Origin of the sequence: Nocardia spongicola (assembly GCF_047200775.1) — a bacterium.
GTDB lineage: Bacteria > Actinomycetota > Actinomycetes > Mycobacteriales > Mycobacteriaceae > Nocardia.
On sequence record NZ_JBJZOO010000020.1, the window covers coordinates 1 to 19,218 of the forward strand.

At 64.6% G+C, this 19,218-nt stretch carries 15 protein-coding genes; 8 read left to right on the forward strand and 7 right to left on the reverse strand.

Features of this window, described 5'->3' with window-relative positions; all coding sequences use genetic code 11:
- Positions 1-42 precede the first annotated feature (42 nt).
- From ACL02S_RS21915 to ACL02S_RS21930, 4 genes are all read right to left on the reverse strand, one after another.
- Positions 43-198, reverse strand: a complete 156-nt coding sequence (locus ACL02S_RS21915; protein ID WP_412804359.1) for a hypothetical protein — start codon at positions 196-198, stop codon at positions 43-45.
- Positions 199-385: 187 nt separating this feature from the next.
- On the reverse strand, positions 386-610 hold the full coding sequence (locus ACL02S_RS21920) for a DUF397 domain-containing protein (RefSeq protein WP_412804360.1): 225 nt from the start codon (positions 608-610) through the stop codon (positions 386-388).
- A gap of 244 nt (positions 611-854) precedes the next feature.
- Complete coding sequence (locus ACL02S_RS21925) at positions 855-1,775, reverse strand: DNA-3-methyladenine glycosylase family protein (RefSeq protein ID WP_412804399.1); 921 nt, start codon at positions 1,773-1,775, stop codon at positions 855-857.
- A gap of 470 nt (positions 1,776-2,245) precedes the next feature.
- Entirely contained in the window at positions 2,246-5,032 is a 2,787-nt protein-coding gene (locus tag ACL02S_RS21930) for an FAD-binding and (Fe-S)-binding domain-containing protein (RefSeq protein ID WP_412804400.1), read from the reverse strand.
- A gap of 171 nt (positions 5,033-5,203) precedes the next feature.
- Here ACL02S_RS21930 and ACL02S_RS21935 point away from each other — a divergent pair, with 171 nt between their 5' ends.
- Positions 5,204-7,084 carry an ABC transporter ATP-binding protein gene (locus tag ACL02S_RS21935; protein ID WP_412804361.1) on the forward strand — a complete coding sequence of 627 codons (1,881 nt, stop codon included), beginning with the start codon at positions 5,204-5,206 and terminating at the stop codon, positions 7,082-7,084.
- 247 nt (positions 7,085-7,331) lie between these two features.
- On the opposite strand, the gene ACL02S_RS21940 is transcribed toward ACL02S_RS21935, so the two are convergent.
- Positions 7,332-8,336 (reverse strand): acrylyl-CoA reductase family protein, encoded by a 1,005-nt coding sequence (locus ACL02S_RS21940; RefSeq protein WP_412804362.1) that lies wholly within the window; start codon positions 8,334-8,336, stop codon positions 7,332-7,334.
- A gap of 143 nt (positions 8,337-8,479) precedes the next feature.
- Between ACL02S_RS21940 and ACL02S_RS21945 the strand changes: the two genes are divergently transcribed.
- From ACL02S_RS21945 to ACL02S_RS21955, 3 genes are all read left to right on the forward strand, one after another.
- Positions 8,480-9,085, forward strand: coding sequence for a TetR/AcrR family transcriptional regulator (locus ACL02S_RS21945; protein WP_412804363.1), 606 nt, complete (start codon positions 8,480-8,482; stop codon positions 9,083-9,085).
- Between the two features lie 35 nt (positions 9,086-9,120).
- A complete protein-coding gene (locus ACL02S_RS21950; protein ID WP_412804401.1) occupies positions 9,121-9,537 on the forward strand; it encodes a PaaI family thioesterase in 417 nt (138 codons plus the stop codon).
- Positions 9,538-10,515: 978 nt separating this feature from the next.
- On the forward strand, positions 10,516-11,085 hold the full coding sequence (locus tag ACL02S_RS21955) for a PaaI family thioesterase (RefSeq protein WP_412804364.1): 570 nt from the start codon (positions 10,516-10,518) through the stop codon (positions 11,083-11,085).
- A gap of 57 nt (positions 11,086-11,142) precedes the next feature.
- Here ACL02S_RS21955 and lon read toward each other — a convergent pair whose 3' ends face one another.
- Positions 11,143-13,443: an endopeptidase La gene (lon, locus tag ACL02S_RS21960; protein ID WP_412804402.1), complete on the reverse strand. Its 2,301-nt coding sequence runs from the start codon at positions 13,441-13,443 to the stop codon at positions 11,143-11,145.
- Positions 13,444-13,667: 224 nt separating this feature from the next.
- Positions 13,668-14,372 carry a flavodoxin family protein gene (locus ACL02S_RS21965; protein WP_412804365.1) on the reverse strand — a complete coding sequence of 235 codons (705 nt, stop codon included), beginning with the start codon at positions 14,370-14,372 and terminating at the stop codon, positions 13,668-13,670.
- Between the two features lie 168 nt (positions 14,373-14,540).
- Here ACL02S_RS21965 and ACL02S_RS21970 point away from each other — a divergent pair, with 168 nt between their 5' ends.
- The 4 genes from ACL02S_RS21970 (at position 14,541) to lhgD (ending at position 19,207) form a co-directional block, all read left to right on the forward strand.
- Entirely contained in the window at positions 14,541-15,896 is a 1,356-nt protein-coding gene (locus tag ACL02S_RS21970; protein ID WP_412804366.1) for a DUF445 domain-containing protein, read from the forward strand.
- Positions 15,897-16,008: 112 nt separating this feature from the next.
- Positions 16,009-16,800, forward strand: a complete 792-nt coding sequence (locus tag ACL02S_RS21975) for a TIGR03084 family metal-binding protein (RefSeq protein ID WP_412804367.1) — start codon at positions 16,009-16,011, stop codon at positions 16,798-16,800.
- 446 nt (positions 16,801-17,246) lie between these two features.
- Positions 17,247-18,026, forward strand: a complete 780-nt coding sequence (locus tag ACL02S_RS21980) for a hypothetical protein (protein WP_412804368.1) — start codon at positions 17,247-17,249, stop codon at positions 18,024-18,026.
- On the forward strand, positions 18,023-19,207 hold the full coding sequence (gene lhgD, locus ACL02S_RS21985) for an L-2-hydroxyglutarate dehydrogenase (protein WP_412804369.1): 1,185 nt from the start codon (positions 18,023-18,025) through the stop codon (positions 19,205-19,207). Before ACL02S_RS21980 ends, lhgD begins: the two co-directional genes overlap by 4 nt.
- The last annotated feature ends 11 nt before the right edge of the window (positions 19,208-19,218 follow it).

Below are 19,218 nucleotides of genomic sequence, written 5' to 3' on the forward strand. Positions count from 1 at the left end.
CGCCCGGCCCCCGGGTTCCCCCCCGGGCCGCCCGACGCACTTTTACAGTATTGCCACTACACCGAGAGCCACGATCCACACCACCAGGCCGACGAACAGCGCCGACAACACCGATCCGGTGAGGATGAGAACACCGAACGCCGACACCGCGAACAACAATCCGACGATCAGCCATTCCACCCAATCCCCCGGCCACATTTTTTTGTTCCGGAGATGGGAACCCTTGAGCCCTCGGTCCACGAGAAAAAATTACCCCGAATCGCTCGGGGTAAACATGATTTCGTTGTCGAATCTGTACACGTTCGTGATCCGCGTACGCAGGCTTCCCACCCATACGTCCGGGACCAGCCACTTCAGGCCGGTACTCGCCGAGTTCGTGCGGCGATTACCTGGTACGGGCGAACTCGCCGTCATGTACGCCCGCGGTGAAAGCAGCCCACTCGCCCGGCGTGAAGATCAACACCGGCCCCTCCGGGTCTTGCCCATTACGCAGTCCGACATGTCCGTCGGCGAGCAAAGCCACCTCGACACCGTTGTTTCCCGCCCCTGCCGTTGCCTTCCGCCAGGTAGCCCCGGTCAGATCGATATTGGCATCGCCCCGAACGCTCATGACATGGACTCCTTCGTTTCCAGCCGGATCAGCTGTCTACAGATCACCCGAGCCGATACACCCACCGGACGCATCCGTGCCCGATCGTACCGCCGACCGCCGTCGCCGTCCGGCATACGACTGAGCTGACCACCACGCCGTGCGCGATACGATTCCGGCCGAGTCCACCAGGTCGACCAGGCAAGCGGATCGTATTCGCACCGGGCACATCGGTAACCGGCGTAAATGCGATGCGTGTATCCGCTCAGCGCCTGCTGTGGTCGGTATGCGGGGAACGCGGGCCGAACTTCGGTTTGCGCAGATGGCCGCTGATCGCGAGGAGGCGGATTGCCCGGTATCGGTGCGGGCGCAGCGGTTCCAGGTATTCGACCATCGCATCGTCATCGATAGGGCGGCCGAGCAGAGTCCAGCCGACCATGGCGGCGAGGTGGTAGTCGCCGACCGACAATGCGTCCGCATCCCCGAAAGCCCGCTGCGCGATCTCCGCGGCGGTCCATACCCCGATACCGGGAACACTGCGCAGCATACGGGCCGCATCGGCGGGATCGGCCTGCGCCGTGCGCTCCAACGACTCGGCTATTCCGGCCGCACGGATAACGGTCTGCATCCGCTGCGGTCCGACATCGGCCCGATGATAGGTCCAGGACGGAATCCGCCGCCAGGTATCGGCATCCGGCGGTAACCGCATTCCCTCCGGAGCAGGGCCCGGCGCGGGTTCCCCGAACTGTCCTACCAGCTTTCGCCACGACGCGTACGCGGACCGTGTGTGTACCTTCTGTTCCAGTACTGCTGGCACCAATGCCTCGAAGACCAGGCCGGTACGCAACATACGCAGGCCGGGAAAGCGCCGGTGCGCATCGACGAGTTTCGGATGATCGGGGACGAACCCCGAGAGATCTTCGTCCAGACACAACATGCGCTCTAGGCGGTCGAGGAATTCCGCCGCGCCCGGACCCCAGGCACGAGCCCGCACCGCACACCGGCCGGATCGAGTCAGGCGATAGGTCACCGGTCCGGTGGGAAGCCGGGAGGCGTGCCAGTGTGCGCCGTCATCGGTCACCCGGTGACACGGATCGCAGCGGCCACGGCCGAGCGGAGCAAGGGTGCTCGCCAGATCGATCGGCCGGTCCGCCGTCACGGTCCGGACGGATCCCGGCTCGACCATCGCACTGCGCACCGCATCATTCTGCCCGCCGCGACGCGCGGTACCGCGGCATGCCCCCTGCGCACCCGGGTGATTATCATCTGACGTACAAGGAAACGCTCGATATCGATTCCGTATGAGCCAAGCTCTCGTATTCCACTCGACACGACGCGGAATACGGCGATCCCGATTGCGATCGGCGAATGGCCTGCGTCGTCACTACGGAGGTTCCTGATGATCACCACCATGCTCAACTGGTTACTCGATGCTTGGGGCGATCTCTTCGCCGGAAGCTCGGGTTACCAGATTCCGCCGGGTACCTTACCCTTCGGTAGCTGAGCCGCACGGCGAAAACCACCAGGACGTGATGACCGCGGGCAATGCGGCATGAGCGGACGCTCAGTCCGAGACGAATCCGCCTGACACCAGAGAAGCGGATGATCCGCGCCATGGACTCGACAACAGCAGCACGCGACGAGATCCGGAAAAGCTCACTCTCCCAAGAGGAATTGCGCTAGATGCCTGCCGCGCCGCCCGGCCAAGGCGGATGCCTGGGTGCGGCAGGAGAAGCCGTCCGCGAGGAGGATCGAGTCCGTGTCCGCCGCACGTAGTGCGGGCAGTATGCCGTTCTCGGCCACGGCAGCCGAAATATCGTAATGACCGGTCTGCATGCCGAAATTTCCCGCCAGACCGCAACATCCGGTGATTTCGGTGATATCCACCCGCATATCGGTCAACAACTGACGATCGATATCGAATCCGAGTACCGCATGCTGGTGGCAATGCGGCTGGACCACCACCGACTGGCCTGCTCGTACCGGCGGACGCCAGGTCGGCTGCTCGGCGAGAAACTCGGCCAGCGTGCGCACCGCGGCGGCGATCGGCACAGATCTCGGATCGTCCGGAAGCAGTTCCGGCAGGTCCGCGCGCAGGACCGCGGTGCACGACGGTTCCAGGCCGACGACTACGCCGCCTGCCTCGACGTGCTCGGCCAATGCCGCCACCGTTGCGCGCAGCCGCGCGCGGGCGCCGTCGAGCTGGCCGGTGCTTATCCAGGTGAGCCCGCAGCACACCTGGCGGTCCGGAATCCGGACGCGGTAGCCGAGGCCGCTCAGCAGCCGCGCCGCGGCCAGCGCGATCTGTGGATCGAAAGCATTGGTGAAGGTGTCAACCCACAACATCACCACACCGCTGCCCCCGGCCGTGTTCCGTTCCTCCGGCGCATAGGCCGATTCGGCGAGCGCGGCGCCGAAGTCCAGATCACGCCAGATCCGGCGGAAGCTGCGCTCGGCCAACCGGGGCAGCTCACGGTGCGGATCGATACCCGCCACCCGCGACCCGATACGCCGCGGCACAGCGCGCTCGATCATGGCGTTGACCACGCGCGGCATCCGAGTCGCGATGGTCAGCCAGCGGGGCAGCCACCCCAGCGAATAATGATCGACCGGACGTAGCCTGCGGCGGTAGCGGCGGTGCAACACCTCCGACTTGTAGGTGGCCATATCCACCCCCGCGGGACACTCCGACCGACATGCCCGGCACGATAGGCACAGGTCGAGCGATTCGGCGACAGCCTCCGACGACCACGGCAAGGCGCCACGCACCACTTCCTGCAGAACCCTGGCCCGCCCGCGGGTGCTGTCCTTCTCATCTCTGGTCGCCAGATAGGACGGGCACATGAAACCACCCTCGGCCCGGCACTTACCCACACCGACACAACGATGGACCGCCGCGCCAACATCACTGTCATGCGGAAACGCGTAACCGCTCGACGATCGGACCGGCGGCAACCCAGCCAATCGCAGATCGGCATCGAGCGGACGCGGCGCGACGAGCACTCCTGGATTCAGCAAGCCGTCCGGATCGAACAGCGCTTTGTATCCGGCGAATACCTCGAGCACCGCGGGGGAGTACATCACCGAGAGCAGCTCCGAACGAGCCCGGCCGTCACCGTGCTCACCGGAAAGCGAACCCCCGTACCGGACCACCAGCTCGGCCGCGTCGAAGAGGAAAGCGCGGAAGCGCTGCGGTGCGTCGGCGATGGGGAGATCGAGCCGGACGTGGATACAGCCGTCACCGATATGCCCGTAAAGCAGTCCATCCACGCCGTGGTCGCGGGTCAGCGCGGCGAAATCGCGAAGATAGGCGCCGAGCCGGTCCGGCGGAACAGCCGCGTCCTCCCATCCCGGCCAGGCCGGATGTCCCTCCGGGGTACGGCCGGCCAGCCCGGCGCCATCGGCTCGGATCTGCCAGAGCGCGGTGGCGGCACCGGAATCGGTGACGATCCTGGTATCGACCGGGTCCGCGGTGCGGCACAACCGCTGTGCGACGGCCACCGCCTCGGCCTGTGTCTGTCCCGCGGTCTCCACGAACAGCCAGGCGCCACCGCGCGGCAGATCCGGGACCGGTCTTCCATGCGCGCGTACCGCCTCGACCAGCCGCGCATCGATACCTTCTACCGCGATCGGCGCGCAGGCCATTACGGCGGCGACATCATCGGCCGCGGTGGCGATATCGGGGTAGCCGAGTACGGTGAGCACCGTCGCCCCTGGCACCGCGACCAACTCCACCGTGGCATCCAGCAGCAGGCCACAGGTGCCTTCACTACCGACGAAGGCCTTGGCCGCCGACGCACCGTGCTCGGGCAGTAGCCGGGCCAAGTTGTAACCGGAGGCTTGGCGGTCGAAACGTCCGAGATCGGTCCGGAGCACCGCGAGGCTCGCCCGGCTGAATTCAGTGAGGCCCGGCACCACGGACAGGTCTGCGGCCAGGGTGCGCTCGGTGCCGGTGCCGTCCACGATGCGCAGTTCGCGCACGGTGTCACAGGTGCGCCCCCAGGCGACGGCCCTCGGCCCGCACGCGTTGTTGCCGATCATGCCCCCGAGGGTGCAGCGACTCTGCGTGGAAGGGTCGGGGCCGAAGCGCAGCCCGTGCGGGCGGACGGCACGCTGTAACTGCGAGAGCACCACCCCAGGCTGCACCGTGGCGACACCGGCTGCCGGATCGATCGCCACGATCCGGTTCATGTACCTGCTGAAGTCGAGCACCAGACCGGGGCCGATCGCGTTGCCGGCCACCGAGGTTCCCGCACCGCGCGCGGTCACCGGAAGTCCTTGCTCACGGGCGTATTCCAGGGTGGCCATCACATCGGCGTCGGTGCGTGGGAAGACGACACCGACCGGACGCACCCGATAGTTCGACGCGTCCGAGGAGTACTCCGCGCGGCGGCGCTCAGAGGTGTCGACCTCACCCTCGATCGTGCTGCGCAGCGCCGCCATCCGGTTCTCGGTCACCTCGCCAGCCTAGGCGTGCGGGCTCGCGGCCGGCAGAATCATTACCTCGTCGCGTCTCCGCGAACTCGACCTCAACCAATGTCTTGATCTCAACCAATATTGAGGTCTTAGTGTCGGTGGCCGGGTGTCCGATAGCGGGACGAGAGAGAGGACGACGTGAGCATCGAATCCGTGGCGCGCAGCCAACTGTATCGACGTGCGAATGCACCGCAGGAGCTGAGGCCGTTCCGCCGCGCCACCGTCGAGCGCATCCTCCGGTTCGCGGCGCCCCATCGCCGTCGGATCAGCGCGTTCCTACTGTTCAGTGTGATGTCGGCGCTGCTAGCGGTGGCCACACCGGTGCTGGCGGGGCGGGTCGTCAACGACATCATCGAGGGTGCGCCCGCTCGGGTCGTGATCATCCTCGCGCTGGTGATCGGCGTGCTCGCGGTGTGCGACGCCGGGCTCGGACTGGCGACTCGCTGGATGTCGGCAGGGATCGGCGAAGGGTTGATTCTCGATCTTCGCACCGCTGTGTTCGACCATGTGCAGAAGATGCCGATCGCGTTTTTCACCCGGACCAAGACCGGTGCGTTGGTCAGTCGCTTGAACAACGATGTGATCGGCGCCCAACGCGCGTTCAGCGACACCTTGTCAGGGGTGGTGGCCAACCTGGTGACCCTCGTGCTCACGCTCACTGTGATGGTCGGTATTTCCTGGCAGATCACGCTGCTGGCACTGATGCTGCTTCCGGTGTTCGTGGTCCCGGCGCGCCGGATGGGCAACCGCCTAGCGGACATGCAGCGGGAAGCGGCCCGGTTGAACGCGGCGATGAGCACGCAAATGACGGAACGGTTCTCCGCGCCGGGCGCGACACTGGTCAAGCTGTTCGGCCGACCGGAGCGAGAATCCGACGAGTTCGCGGTGCGGGCGCGCCGGGTCCGGAACATCGGCGTACGCACCGCGATGCTGCAGACCGTGTTCATCACTTCGCTCACGCTGGTCTCGGCGCTGGCGATCGCCCTGGTCTACGGGCTCGGCGGCTGGTACGCGCTGCGCGGGCAGCTGGACGCGGGTGCGGTCGTCTCCCTGTCGCTGCTGCTGACCAGGCTCTATACGCCGCTGACCGCGCTGGCGAACGCCAGGATGGAGATCATGGCCGCGCTGGTGAGCTTCGAGCGGGTCTTCGAAGTGCTCGACCTGAAACCGCTGATCGAGGACGCACCCACCGCGAGCCCGGTCCCGGCAGGCCCGGTTTCGGTGGAGTTGGACGAGGTGAGCTTCAGCTATCCGGCAGCTGACAAGGTGTCGCTGGCTTCACTGGAAGACGTGGCAACCTTGGACTCCCGCGGCGGAGTGGAAGTGCTGCACACCGTGTCGCTACGCGCAGAGCCCGGTGGGATGATCGCGCTGGTCGGCTCCTCGGGATCGGGGAAATCAACTATTGCCCAACTGATTTCCCGCCTCTATGACGTGGACCGCGGCGCGGTGCGGTTGAACGGTGTCGACGTACGCGAGCTGACCACTCGGTCGATCCGGGAGACGGTCGGACTTGTCACCCAGGACGGGCACCTGTTCCATGACACGCTCCGAGCCAATCTGCTGCTCGCCCGTCCAGAGGCCACCGAGGACGAACTCTGGGATGCGCTGGAGCGCGCCCGGCTGCACGAGCTGATCGCCGCACTGCCGGACGGACTGGAGACGGTGGTCGGGGAACGCGGCTACCGGCTGTCCGGCGGGGAGCGCCAACGTCTGACCATCGCGCGCCTGCTGCTAGAGCAGCCACGAGTGGTGATCCTGGACGAGGCGACCGCCGCACTGGACTCGACCTCGGAAGCCGCTGTGCAAGAGGCGCTTTCCGAAGCGTTGCAGGGCAGAACCGCGCTGGTGATCGCCCATCGCCTGTCAACGGTCCGCGCGGCCGACCAGATCCTGGTGCTGGAAGACGGTCGAATCGTAGAGCGCGGCACCCACACCGAGCTGCTGACCGCGGACGGTCGCTACGCGCAGTTGTACCGCACCCAGTTCGCCGACGAGCCTGCCACGGTCGCGGCATGATCTACGCGCACCTACTCGCGGAAGTCGGCGATATCGCAGCTCGGTGCCCGGCACGAGTCGCAGGCACGATGCGGTTTACGCGGTTCAGCGTAGTGTTCGAGGCATCAGGCCTGCCTACGCTGTGACCGGTCAGCTATCACTGCGCGGGTAACCGTGAGCTGTCCGCAGGCTCACCCGGCCACGATCCCGAGCAAAGGCCGAAGTCCGCTCGGCTGAACCGAGCCGATCTTCCGCACAGTGACAGCGATCAGAATTCGCCCGCGACACCGAGGACAGTCCGGCCCGAATGAGTTCCGTCCTTGATCGAATGCAGCACCCGATGCGCTTCGGTGACCGGAGCGTAGTTCTCCAGAGTCGAAAGATGCCGCGGACGTAGCTCTTTGCCGAGCCGAGACCACAGCTCGCGGCGCCGCTCGATCGGGACGTTCACCGAATCGATACCCATGAGCGCGACCCCGCGCAGGATGAACGGCAACACCGTGGTCGGCAGTTCGGACCCGCCGGTGAGACCGCTGACCGCGGCCGCTCCGCCGTAGCCGATGGCGCTGAGGACAGCGGCGAGCGAGGCGCCGCCGACACTGTCGACAGCCGCGGCCCAGCGCGCTGTGTTCAGCGGCCGCCGGGCGGCGCTCGGATCCTCCGGAAGCCTGCCGATCACCGCATCGGCGCCGATTTCGCTGAGCAGATCGCCCGCGTCGGTTTTGCCGGTGGAGGCGATGACCTCGAAACCGAGGCCGGCAAGGATGTCGATGCTCACGCTGCCTACCCCGCCGGTCGCGCCGGTGACCAGGACCGGGCCCGCATCGGGAGTGAGGCCGTGGTCGAGCAGGGTTTGCACGCTCAGAGCCGCGGTAAAGCCCGCGGTGCCGAGCGCGGCGGCTTCGCGCGGGCTCAGATCCGTCAATTTGACCACCCAGTCCGCGGGCACCCTGGCGTATTCGGCGAAACCGCCGTGCTGGGAGACACCGATCTCGTACCCGTGTGCGATCACCAGGTCGCCAGGGGCGAAATCGACAGAGGAGTTCCCGGAGGACTCGACCACCTCGCCCACGAGATCGATACCGGGGACGATCGGGTACTTGCGGACCACCCCGCCACCCTTGGTGATCGCCAGAGCGTCCTTGTAGTTCGCGCTCGAGTAGTGCACTTTGATCGTCACATCGCCCGGCCCGAGGAAACTCTCATCGACCTGCTGCCTGGTCAGGACGATCCCGTCATCCGATTCGTGTGCCACCATCGCCCAGAACTCCATGCCGACGAGCATACGAGTGCCCGGCCCGGTCCGGGTGTTATTGCGCGAGCGGCTCCAGGTCGCCTCGGCCACTGAGCTGATGCCATGTGCTGCATCGGATGCGGTCTATTGCGCTACCATGCGGACAGAACTAAATTCTGTATATGCAGATTCATGATCGGCTGCTCTTGGCAGCCGAGCGACAGTTCGCCGAACACGGGGCGCTGGACGCGAAGCTGACGCAGATCCGCGACGCGGCGGGTGCCAGCGTCGGGGCGCTCTACCATCACTTCCCGGACAAGGCCGGCTTGTATCGACAGGTATGGGCCAACGCACTCGCCGACTACCAACAGCACTTCTGGGCGGTGATCGGCGGCAACACCAGCGCACGCGAAGGCATCATCGCCGGTGTGCGCGAACACCTGCGCTGGGTGGGCGACAATCGCTACCGGGCAATGGTGCTCAGTTCAGCGCGTCCACCAGGGCTGCGCGAAAACGAGAGCAATCGCCGTTTCATGACCGACGTCGCGCGCTGGTGGCGCACCCATGCCGGCTACGGAGCAGTGCGCGATCTTCCGCTCGACCTGGTCTACGCGCTGTGGCTGGGACCGGCACAGGAGTACACCCGCCAGTGGCTGGTCGGCGAGATGCGCGGCACTCCAACCGAAGTCGCGAGCGAGCTCGCCGAGGCCGCCTGGCTCGTGCTCGCCACCGATCCCACCCGGACGATCGACACCCCCACCGAAACCGAAAGAGAGGTGCGGGATTGACTGCCGCAACCCACGGCATCGCCGCAGCCAGCGACATCACAGCCGCCAAGCAAGTACTCGCCGCACAACCATTCGCCGACCTGGTCGGCACCGAGATCACCGCGTTCGGCGATGGCGCCACCACACTGGTCGTTCCCATTCGCCCGGAACTCCGCCAGCAATTCGGCTTCGTGCACGGCGGCGTGCTCTCCTACGCGGCTGACGCCGCACTCACCTTCGCCGCCGGAACAGTCCTCGGCCAGAATGTCCTCACCGGCGGTTTCACCATCACCTACCTGCGTCCGGCCGCGGGCATTCGCTTACGCGCGGAAGCAACTGTCACCGATTCGACACGTCGGCAAGCCGTCGTGCGCTGCGAGATCTACACCGAAACCCCGGATCGTGAACCGGTGTTGTGCGCGGTGGCGCAGGGGACCGCTCGGAGCATAGAGCGGGACCTCACCGGTGCGTGATACCGGCCGCCGCCGAATCGTGCGCTGATGTCGGTGGGCAGCGCATTGCGCTCCAGCTGCCTCGGCACCAGGAAATCGCGGGCAGTGGCCTTTTCGCCGCCTCGGATTCGTCGTCTCGGATCGAGCCGTCCTTCCTACCGTGACAGCCCACGAACCAATGGCCGGATATACCGGCAAAAGAGCACGTCAAAAGCTCGTAAACGGGATGAGCCCAGGAGAAGGAGCCGGACCGGATACGGTTCCGGACAGCTCGGGCATGAGTACCGTATGTCGTATTTACCCACCGTAGCGCCCGTCCAAACCAACTTCATGCGGTGAATTCGATGTGATCTATTGCATTCTCAGGCGGGGCACACTACATTCTGGTTAGGAAAATTAAATATGAAATTTTTACGAAAACTGCTGCTGGTGAGCGGCATTCCCTGAGTGCAGGATGTGGATGCAGGACAGGCAGCGCTCCGCGACGTAGCGGATGTGAGCGCCGAAACATGCTATACCACTTTCCCTCGAAACCGGTCGATATTATATCGGTAGAGGAGAATCTGCGCTCTCATAGGGGCCAGCAGCATTTCCGGGCGGCGGTTGACACCAGTGCCGATACGCGAAGCCATCGTCGAGGTACGTGCGCGTAAGCGAGTGCAAACCGTATTCGAGCAACGAAGCTCGACACTTTCGCCAGGACTGCACGAGAGTGAGAGCAACCGCCGCTTCATGACCGACATAACGCGTTGATAACGCATCGACGTCGGGTACGAAGCATTTCTTGATTCTCTCATTTCATTTCGGTCTATGCGCCACGACCCATTTCGGTCTGTGCGTTACGGAAAATATACGACCGAAACATCCACCGTAAGTAAATGGGCAGCGAGACCCCCAGTGCCCAACCGAAATCGCGAGTGAGTTCGCCGACGTCGTCCGGCTCATGCTCGCCTCCGGTCGCCCTGAACTATCGAAGCTCGAGCCATCGAAGGAGAGGTCATGACACTGACCGCCACACCCCTGACCGACACCGCTCCCTTGACTGTCGACGCCGACGCCACCGCCGACGCCACCGCCACCGCCGATGTCGGCACCGGTGTACGCGCACTCCGGTGCGATGAACTCGACGCCAGTCTCGACTTGAACCGCCTGCTCGAAAGCGCCCGCTTAGTACTCGCCGCGCAACCATTCGCGCGGCTGCTCGACACCGAGGTCACTGCGGTCAATCACGGCACGGCCACCCTGGTCGTCAATATTCGTCCGGATCTGCACCAGCACATGGGATTCGTCCATGGCGGAGTGATCTCTTACGCGGCCGATATCTCCCTCACCTTCGCGGCCGGACCTATCTTCGGGGCGAACATCGTCACCAGCGGTTTCACCATTACCTACCTGCGGCCGGCCGCGGGCATACGCCTACGTGCGGAAGCAATCGTCGTCGACGCGACCAAACGACAGGCCGTCACCCGCTGCGATATCTACGCCGAAAACCCTGGCTGTGAACCAGTGCTGTGCGCAACGGCACAGGGGACCATCCGGGCCGTGGGAGAAAGCCCCCACCGCCGGTAAGACAGCAGACAGAACCGGGTGCGGAAGTTTCCGCACCCGGTCTCGTCGCTACTGCGGTCAAGCCGTCGCCGCGAAGGCCTGCTGCTCCACCGCCGGTTCGATAGCGTAAGCCAGGATTTCGGACACCTCGGCGACCGGCCGGACATCCAGTGCGGCAAGCACTTCGGCAGGCACATCGTCCAGGTCCGGCTCGTTGCGCGCCGGGATGAATACCGTCTTCAGGCCGGCCCGCTGCGCGGCGAGCAGTTTCTGCTTCACACCACCGATCGGCAGCACCCGGCCGTTCAGCGTGACCTCACCGGTCATACCGACATCCGAACGCACCTTGCGGTCGCACGCCAGCGATACCAAAGCAGTCACCATGGTGACCCCGGCGGAGGGACCGTCCTTGGGCACCGCGCCCGCGGGGAAGTGGATATGGATGTTGCGATCCAATACCTCCTGCTCGACACCGATCTCCGCCAGATGCGAACGCACGTAGGTCAAGGCAATCTGTGCGGATTCCTTCATCACGTCGCCGAGCTGACCGGTGAGGGTCAACGAGCGCTCCCCGGCCGCGGCATTGGCCTCGATATAGAGGACATCACCACCCGCACCTGTCACGGCGAGACCGGTCGCCACACCGGGCACTGCGGTGCGTTCCACCGAATCAGGGAGGAAACGCGGACGCCCCAGGTAATCCTTCAGATTGCCGAGGCCGATGGTCAAGGCTCCGGTGTCTTCCTCAACCGGCTCCGGGGAACCCGACGCGTGCTCGGACAGCCGAGTCGCGGCTTTGCGTAGTGCCTTGGCGATCAGCCTTTCCAGCTGCCGGACACCGGCTTCCCTGGTGTAGTCGGCCGCGATCTCGCGCAATGCCTCCTCGGTGATGGTCACCTCGTCTGCGGTCAGCGCATTGCGCTCGAGCTGCCTCGGCACCAGGAAGTCGCGGGCGATGGCCACCTTGTCGTCCTCGGTGTAGCCGTCGACGGTGATCAGCTCCATCCGGTCCAGCAACGGACCAGGGATGGTGTCCATAACGTTCGCCGTTGCGATGAACAGCACATCGGACAGGTCGAGGTCCAGATCCAGATAGTGGTCGCGGAACGTGTGATTCTGCGCCGGGTCGAGCACCTCGAGCAGAGCCGCCGCCGGATCACCACGGAAGTCCGAACCGACCTTGTCGATCTCGTCCAATAGGACCACCGGGTTCATCGAACCGGCTTCCTTCACCGCGCGCACGATGCGACCGGGCAGCGCGCCGACATAGGTGCGCCGGTGACCACGTATCTCGGCTTCGTCGCGCACGCCGCCCAGTGCGACACGAACGAATTCGCGGCCCAAGGCCCGCGCGACGGATTCACCTAACGAGGTCTTACCGACACCGGGCGGTCCGACCAACACCAGCACCGCGCCGGAACCACGTCCGCCGACGATCTCCAGGCCACGGGCGGCCCTGCGGGCACGCACCGCCAGATACTCGACCATCCGGTCCTTGACCTCGTCCAAACCGTGGTGATCGGCATCAAGGACCGCGCGGGCGGCCGAGACATCGGTGCTGTCGGTGGTCCGTACCGTCCACGGCAGTTCGAGCACGGTATCCAGCCAGGTGCGGATCCAGCCGGATTCCGGGCTCTGATCGCTGGCCCGCTCCAACCTGCCGACCTCACGCAATGCCGCCTCGCGCACGGTATCGGGCAGGTCTGCCTGCTCGACACGGGTACGGTAGTCGTCGGCTCCGTCCGGCTCGTCCTCGCCGAGTTCCTTGCGGATGGCGTTGAGCTGCTGGCGCAGCAGGAACTCCCGCTGGCTCTTCTCCATACCCTCGCGGACATCCTCGCTGATCTTTTCGGTGATCTCCGCTTCAGCGATATGTTCTTTGGTCCACTCGATCAGCGTGGTGAGTCGTTCCACCACATCAGGGGTTTCGAGCAGTTCACGCTTCTGCGCCGAGGTCAGGTACGGCGCGTAGCCCGCGGTGTCGGCGAGTGCCGATGGATCGGTCAGCTGATTGACCGCGTCGATGATCTGCCACGCCTCACGCCGTTGCAGCACCGAGACGACCAGTTTCTTGTACTCGGCAGCCAGTTCCTCGGTACGGCCATCCGGAGCGGACTGCTCCACCAGCTCGGCCTCGACCCACAATGCGGCGCCAGGCCCGGTGACCCCGTGGCCGAGCTTGGCACGGCGCTCGGCCTTGAGGACGGCTGCCGGGGCGCCCCCACGCATCCGGCCGACCTGTTCGATGGTGGCGACCACACCATAGGTGGCGTAGCCCTCGGTCAGTCGCGGTGCGAGCAGCACGGAATCGGTCTCGGCCGCGCGTGCGGCATCGATCGCGGCCTGTGCTGATTCGTCCAGTTCGATGGGCACGACCATGCCCGGCAGCACGATCGGATCGGTCAGGAACAGCACCGGCAGGTTCTGGGGTGTAGTCACGTCTTCGACCCTTCCAAATGTTGAGCGTTGCCTACTCAACCCCAGGTCGTTCACGTTTGTTCCCCCTGCTCAGCGCGTTCGCCGCAGGCGAAACACAGGCTCCTTGCCACCGCGTCTCGCCCGGTGACGTCTTGCTCAGGGCTCAGGCGTGTTCTGGTCGGGTCTCACCGGTAGTCGGGGTTCTCGAAGTCGAACCGGCACCCGGCATCCCATTCCGAACGCTGGTTGCCGTGCGCGGGGATACCGTGATTGTCCTTCAGTAAACGTGCCAGGTGCAGCAGATTCCAGGTCATGAAGGTGGTGTTGCGGTTGGTGAAATCATTCTCCGGCCCACCCGAGCCGACATCGAGATATGACGGTCCCGGTCCGGCCTCCCCGATCCACCCGGCGTCCGCCTGCGGTGGGATGGTGTAGCCGAGATGCTGGAGGCTGTAGAGGATATTCATAGCGCAATGCTTCACCCCATCCTCGTTTCCGGTGATGAGGCATCCACCGACCCGGCCGTAGTACGCGTACTGACCTGCCGCGTTGAGGGTTGACGAATTCCCGTAGAGCCGCTCGATCACTTTCTTGGTGACCGAGCTGTTGTCACCCAGCCAGATCGGCCCGGCCAATACCAAGATATCGGCAGCCAGCACCTGCTGCTGCAGTACCGGCCACTCATCGGTGTTCCACCCGTGTTCGGTCATATCCGGCCAGACACCAGTCGCGATGTCGTGGTCGACTGCCCGGATATGAGAGACCTGAACACCCTGCTTCGCCATGAGCCTGGCGCTGACATCGATGAGTCCCTGAGTATTGCTCTGCTCGGGTGAGCGCTTCAGTGTGCAATTGATGAACAGCGCGCGCAGGTCATCGTAGGTAGTCATGTCGTGCAGTGTCCTGCCGGTACCTCGACGGAACAAGGATGACGCGCAGAAGATCTCTCCCGGCACATCTGGCGTTGACACTCCGCCAAGCCAATGAGAACGTGGGGGCCTTGTTATTCCGTCATTCCATACCGGCGGTAGCGTCGGCTCGGCTCAGGGGGTCCATCGATGTCGTCGCTCGCCGCCGGCGTGTTCATCGATTGGGAAGCACTGACCGGGCAACCGAAGTTCGTGGTCGATCTGATCACGTTTCCGATCTTCAGCGCACTGGCGGGATGGCTGACCAACTGGACCGGCGTGCTGATGCTGTTCTGGCCGGTCCAGTTCCGCGGCATCCGCATTCCCGGACTGGGAGTGCTCTATCCGTTCTTCCCCCGTCGAGTCCAGGTGCTGCCGACCTTCTCCAGCGATGGCAGACGCCTCGGATTCCAAGGTTTCATTCCGGCGCGAGCCGAGAAGATGGCCAGTATCTGCGTGGACAAAGCGCTGATGCGTATCGGCAGCCCCAAAGACTTCATTCATGAACTGGACTTGGACGTTATCGCCGATTACGTCGCGGTGCTGGCGCGCGCGCAGGTCAAGTCCTTGGTCGACGAACTGATGTACCGGGAGAACCCCGAGCTGTGGCGCACCGTGCCACGTACCGCTAAACAGCTGGTCTACCAGCGAGCCGATCGGGAACTTCCCGCCCTGTCACGTCGGGCGTTCGCCTCGCTCGGCGACAATGTCGACCAGCTGATCGATATCAAGAGCTTCGTGATCCGCTATCTGCGGGAAAATCCGGCCATTCTGAAAGATCTGACCACCACGATCGCGGCACCGGAGCTGCGATTCATGGTGCGAATCGGCTTGCTCGGCGCGCCGTTCGGGGTACTGCTTGCCCTCTACCTGCATGTCCACCAGCACATCCCGGTAGTCGGCTGGATACCGGGCTGGGTGATCGTGTTACTTGCCTCGGCGGCGATCGGGGTGATCGTGAACGTCATCGCCGTGAAGATGGTGTTCGAGCCGGGCGATCCCCAGCCCAGGTACAAATACCTGTGGAAGCAGGCGCTACTGGCGAAACGGCAGCCGCAGGCCGCGACCGATCTCGCGCATATCCTTGCCTACCAGGTGCTGACCCTGGCCAATCTCTCCGCGGAATTGCTGGATGGCCCGAACGGCGACAAGACAAGGCAGCTGCTGGAGCGCTTGATCGCCGAGGAGATCAAGCGGCAGCTCGGGCCGACCACCACGCTGGTGCGGGCGGCATTCGGACACCGCCAGTTCGACAACCTCCCGGTCGGCGCGGCCGGTGCCGCGGTCGGCTTGGCGCCGAGCCTGGTCGAGGACGAGGCGTTCGCCTTGGACCAGGCTGTGACCATCGACGAATTCGCGGCGCGCAAGCTGCGGCGGTTGACCCCAGGGGAGTTCATGGAGATGTTCTACGCCTCTGTCGAGCAGGACGCCTGGCTGCTGTATCTGCACGGTGCAGCGCTCGGTCTGCTCGTCGGTGCGGCTCACCTGGTCGTTTTCGGCTGGTAGCCCGCGACCACGACCAAGATAAAACAATCATGCTTGCCTTTTTCTGAGCTCGCTGCGATGCTGAACCACGGCAGCACACGAAGCGATGTGCGTGGAATCGGCAAGGAAAAATATGGCTGACCTCAACGCTTTGCTCGGCGATTTCGCCGATGAATGCGCAGACCTGGAACAACTCGTCGGCCCGTTGGCGCCCGAGGAATGGGCACGCGACACACCGGCGCCCGGCTGGACCATCGCCCACCAGATCGGCCATCTGGCCTGGACAGATGAGATCGCGACCATCGCGACGGCCGACCCCGACCGCTTCCACCGGATGGTGGCCGAGGCCGGTGAACGCGTGCTCACCTTGGTCGACGACGAGGCCGCGAGCGCTGCGGCGCAACCGCCCGCCGAACTACTCGAACGGTGGCGACGTGGCCGCACCGCCCTGGCCGATGCGTTACGCGAGGCGCAGGCAGGCGCCAAACTGCCATGGTTCGGTCCGCCTATGAGCGCGGCTTCGATGATCACCGCTCGCTTGATGGAGACCTGGGCGCACGGACAGGACGTGGCCGATGCGCTCGGCGTGCACAGAACTCCCACAGCGCGGCTACGTAGTGTGGCCCATATCGGCGTACGTACCAGGAACTTCGCCTATATGGTGCATGCGAAGACCCCACCGACGGCGGAATTCCGCGTAGAACTGACCGCACCGGACGGCACATCCTGGTCGTGGGGCCCAGCAGATGCCGAACAGCGGATAACCGGACCCGCGCTCGATTTCTGTCTGCTGGTAACCCAGCGCAGGCATCCGGACGACCTCGCCATCAAGGCATCCGGCGACGCCGCCACCGAATGGCTCACTATCGCCCAGGCTTTCGCTGGTCCAGTAGGTGCGGGAAGGGTAGCGGGCCAGTTCACCTGACCCGCCGACACCCGGCCGATCCGAAGAATCCGGTCAGAGAAAATGAGGAGCGGGCGAGCGCCACACTTGAATGCGCCGTGTTCGTTTCGACGGCCGGACGCCGTTGGCCGGGTATCTGGATCGGCAGTCGAGAATGACGCTCGCCAGCTCCACAGCTGGATTACCCGCTCCGGGATCGCCGGAAACCTACCCGGGTGCTGACGCGAAAGCACAGCTGAGCTCGAGTTCCACACCGCGGTCAACGGATTCGTCATTCCGGCATGCTGATCCGCTGCCACAACGCGATGCCCTCCGCTCGGATCCCACTCCCTGAGCATTGCCCACATCGGTGCGACACCTCGCGGCAACCCCGGTAGCCTGGTCGGGTGCGCTGCTTTCCATAAGGCGGTCGGCTCCATAGCGGAGCCGGGCGCGGGGAGCGGCAGTACAGGGAGGAGGAACGCATCATGACAGCACACCGACCCAATCAGTTCGTCCGGCATGCCGCAATCGTCCTCGCTGGTACCGCCAGCCTCAGCCTCACCGTCGCCGCGGGTACCTACGTTGTCCATCAGATCGCCGATACCCAACGCCCAGCCACCCGACTCGCCGCGCCGGTTGTCCCGCTCACACCGAAGGAGACGCACTACGGCCCCGCTTCCGTCTCCTATCCGGCGGTAACCGGTGGTTATCCGGCAGTAACCGGCGTCAAGACCTCCTATCCGATACTCGCGGGCAAGAGCACCTCCTATCCGATATTCACCGGCAACAGCTCGAATACCCCTGCCGCGCTTCCCGAACAGCGCGATGCCGAGCCGAAGCCGGCTGCATCACATGATGTGCCAACGGTCACCCAGGAACGTGCCGCGAACAGGCAGCGGGAACTCCGGCTCGGCGATGCCTATATCAGGACACAACTCGCCGAGGGCGAGAACGACACCGTGTCGATTACTGTCGACACGAATGCGCTGGCCGTACTCACCGGCTTCTTGCCCGCGGTGCCCGCACCCGAGCAGAACGGCGACCCCGACGACGCCGCTGTCGTCACCACCCTGCGCACCGATCTGAACACCCAGAACGGTGCAGTACGAATGGAATTATCCAGCCCAGGGGTCGGGGAGCGCACTCTGCGACTGGACCAGCCCGGTACCACCGTCCCCCCAGCGCAGTCCGTGGACAGCGCCGCCACGAACACGAAAACGGAAACCGCGCCTCCGAACACTGGAGCGGAATCCATCACCATATGAGTGCCTACGATTTCTGCGTCATCGGCGGCGGGATCGTCGGCGTCGCGACCGCGCACCGGATCCTGACACGCCATCCTGGCGCGAGCCTGGTACTGCTGGAGAAGGCTCCTGCCCTTGCCGCGCACCAAACCGGACACAACAGCGGCGTCATCCATTCCGGTATCTACTATCAACCGAACAGCCTCAAAGCCACGCTGTGTCGCCGTGGGGCGGAATGGACCAAGGATTTCGCCGCAGCACAAGGCATTCCATATCGAGTCTGCGGAAAACTGCTTGTCGCGACCAACACAGTGGAATACCGGCGCATGCTCGCCTTATACGAACGCTCGATCACCAATGGCGTAGCTGTCGAGTTGATCGACGCCACGGAACTCACCCGGCGCGAACCGCGAGTCACGGGGCTCGGCGCCCTGTTCGTTCCCGGCACCGGCATCATCGATTTCACCAGGGTCACCGATGCGCTCGCCGAAGAAGTCCGAGGCGCGGGTGGCGAATTGGTGCTCGGTGCCGAGATAAAGACGCTCACCGAAACCACCGATACGGTGACCGCCGCTGGTCCGGCGGGTTCCTGGACGGCACGCCGTATGGTGGTCTGCGCGGGATTGCAGGCCGACCGGATGGCCCGAGCGGCCGGACTGCGCACCAACTTCCGCATCATTCCTTTCCGTGGCGAGTACTACCAGTTACCACCGGAGCGAGCCGGATTGGTTCGCACGCTGATCTATCCCATTCCCGATCCCGAACTTCCTTTCCTCGGTGTCCATGTGAGTCCGACGATCGACGGCACGCTGACCGTCGGCCCCAACGCGGTGCTCGGATTGGCCAGGGAGGGCTACGAAAAGGGCAGCTTCGACGCCAGGGACGCACGAGAGATACTCGGATTCACCGGATTTCATCGAGTAGCCACAGCGAACATCCGTACCGGCCTGCGCGAGCTTCGCAACTCACTGTTCAAACGCGGGTATCTGGCGCAATGTCGGCGCTATTGTCCGGAGCTGACGGCCGCCGATCTGCTTCCTCGGGTAGCAGGCATTCGCGCTCAGGCGGTACTGCGGGATGGAACCCTGGTGCACGACTTCATGATCGAGCGCACCGCACGTTCGATCCACCTGCTCAATGCTCCCTCTCCCGCGGCGACTTCAGCCATGTCGATAGCGGAGCATATCGTCGACCGGCTTTGATCGAGCAACAT

Excerpts from the sequence above, each read along its gene's own strand:
- lon (WP_412804402.1), bottom strand. The coding sequence starts at position 13,443 with ATGGTCGTGCCCATCGAACTGGACGAATCAGCACAGGCCGCGATCGAT.
- ACL02S_RS21970 (WP_412804366.1), top strand. The coding sequence starts at position 14,541 with ATGTCGTCGCTCGCCGCCGGCGTGTTCATCGATTGGGAAGCACTGACC.
- lhgD (WP_412804369.1), top strand. The coding sequence starts at position 18,023 with ATGAGTGCCTACGATTTCTGCGTCATCGGCGGCGGGATCGTCGGCGTC.
- ACL02S_RS21980 (WP_412804368.1), top strand. The coding sequence starts at position 17,247 with ATGACAGCACACCGACCCAATCAGTTCGTCCGGCATGCCGCAATCGTC.
- ACL02S_RS21975 (WP_412804367.1), top strand. The coding sequence starts at position 16,009 with ATGGCTGACCTCAACGCTTTGCTCGGCGATTTCGCCGATGAATGCGCA.
- ACL02S_RS21945 (WP_412804363.1), top strand. The coding sequence starts at position 8,480 with ATGCAGATTCATGATCGGCTGCTCTTGGCAGCCGAGCGACAGTTCGCC.
- ACL02S_RS21915 (WP_412804359.1), bottom strand. The coding sequence starts at position 198 with ATGTGGCCGGGGGATTGGGTGGAATGGCTGATCGTCGGATTGTTGTTC.
- ACL02S_RS21940 (WP_412804362.1), bottom strand. The coding sequence starts at position 8,336 with ATGGAGTTCTGGGCGATGGTGGCACACGAATCGGATGACGGGATCGTC.
- ACL02S_RS21965 (WP_412804365.1), bottom strand. The coding sequence starts at position 14,372 with ATGACTACCTACGATGACCTGCGCGCGCTGTTCATCAATTGCACACTG.
- ACL02S_RS21925 (WP_412804399.1), bottom strand. The coding sequence starts at position 1,775 with ATGGTCGAGCCGGGATCCGTCCGGACCGTGACGGCGGACCGGCCGATC.
- ACL02S_RS21920 (WP_412804360.1), bottom strand. The coding sequence starts at position 610 with ATGAGCGTTCGGGGCGATGCCAATATCGATCTGACCGGGGCTACCTGG.
- ACL02S_RS21930 (WP_412804400.1), bottom strand. The coding sequence starts at position 5,032 with ATGGCGGCGCTGCGCAGCACGATCGAGGGTGAGGTCGACACCTCTGAG.
- ACL02S_RS21955 (WP_412804364.1), top strand. The coding sequence starts at position 10,516 with ATGACACTGACCGCCACACCCCTGACCGACACCGCTCCCTTGACTGTC.